We start from the raw sequence: 1,168 nt of genomic DNA on the forward strand, positions 1-1,168 counted from the left end.
TAAAGGCGACTTAATCATCTTACCAAGTTATCAACAGAAAGTCAACAACTTTTTTAACTTTTTTGGTGGAGTCTAGGGGGATCGAACCCCTGACCTCCTGCGTGCAAAGCAGGCGCTCTCCCAGCTGAGCTAAGACCCCGGCATATTATATTAGTAGTAATGGTCGGGAAGACAGGATTCGAACCTGCGACCCCTTGGTCCCAAACCAAGTGCTCTACCAAGCTGAGCTACTTCCCGTAGTAATGGCGCGCCCGAAAGGAGTCGAACCCATAACCTTTTGATCCGTAGTCAAACGCTCTATCCAATTGAGCTACGGGCGCATTTTTCGAAGTTACTTTATTGCAAAAACTTGGTGCCGAGGACCGGAATCGAACCGGTACGGTAGTCACCTACCGCAGGATTTTAAGTCCTGTGCGTCTGCCAGTTCCGCCACCCCGGCATATTTGGAGCGGAAGACGGGATTCGAACCCGCGACCCCCACCTTGGCAAGGTGGTGTTCTACCACTGAACTACTTCCGCAATATTTGGAAAGTTATTTTGCTGACGCAAAAAACTTTGGTGCGGGTGAAGGGAGTCGAACCCCCACGCCTTGCGGCGCCAGATCCTAAGTCTGGTGCGTCTGCCAATTCCGCCACACCCGCAATATTATATTAGAGTTATTTGCTATCGCAAAAAACTTTGGTGAGCCATGAAGGACTCGAACCTTCGACCCTCTGATTAAAAGTCAGATGCTCTACCAACTGAGCTAATGGCTCAAAAAACTGGTGCCGGCTAGAGGACTTGAACCCCCAACCTACTGATTACAAGTCAGTTGCTCTACCAATTGAGCTAAACCGGCAGGTTTATTGAAAAATACTTTTACCTTCATGAAAAAATCATGGTGGAGGATGACGGGATCGAACCGCCGACCCTCTGCTTGTAAGGCAGATGCTCTCCCAGCTGAGCTAATCCTCCATATATAAGCCTGGCAACGTCCTACTCTCACAGGGGCAAGGCCCCAACTACCATCGGCGCTGAGAAGCTTAACTTCCGTGTTCGGTATGGGAACGGGTGTGACCTTCTCGCCATTATTGCCAGACTATTTACTTGAGGTATCATTCCCTCAAAACTAGATAATACAGAAGAAGTTTTCATAAAAACGAGTTCGCTTAATAAATATGACTTGGTT

Annotated in this window: 9 tRNA genes and 1 rRNA gene; all 10 read right to left on the bottom strand. The window is 48.2% G+C overall.

The window, feature by feature from the left end:
• Positions 1-63 precede the first annotated feature (63 nt).
• Positions 64-139 (bottom strand) — tRNA-Ala (locus BIV60_RS02470).
• Positions 140-160: 21 nt separating this feature from the next.
• Positions 161-237 (bottom strand) — tRNA-Pro (locus BIV60_RS02475).
• Positions 238-243: 6 nt separating this feature from the next.
• Positions 244-320, bottom strand: a tRNA-Arg gene (locus tag BIV60_RS02480).
• A 30-nt stretch (positions 321-350) separates the two neighbouring features.
• Positions 351-439 (bottom strand) — tRNA-Leu (locus BIV60_RS02485).
• A gap of 5 nt (positions 440-444) precedes the next feature.
• Positions 445-519: transfer RNA gene (locus BIV60_RS02490), tRNA-Gly, on the bottom strand.
• A gap of 37 nt (positions 520-556) precedes the next feature.
• Positions 557-641: transfer RNA gene (locus tag BIV60_RS02495), tRNA-Leu, on the bottom strand.
• A gap of 38 nt (positions 642-679) precedes the next feature.
• Positions 680-755: transfer RNA gene (locus tag BIV60_RS02500), tRNA-Lys, on the bottom strand.
• 7 nt (positions 756-762) lie between these two features.
• Positions 763-838: transfer RNA gene (locus tag BIV60_RS02505), tRNA-Thr, on the bottom strand.
• A 40-nt stretch (positions 839-878) separates the two neighbouring features.
• Positions 879-954: transfer RNA gene (locus BIV60_RS02510), tRNA-Val, on the bottom strand.
• A gap of 8 nt (positions 955-962) precedes the next feature.
• Positions 963-1,078: ribosomal RNA gene (gene rrf / locus BIV60_RS02515) — 5S ribosomal RNA — on the bottom strand.
• Positions 1,079-1,168: the final 90 nt, after the last annotated feature.

It is taken from the genome of Bacillus sp. MUM 116 (genome assembly GCF_001866655.1).
In the GTDB taxonomy this organism is placed as follows: Bacteria; Bacillota; Bacilli; order Bacillales; family Cytobacillaceae; genus Neobacillus.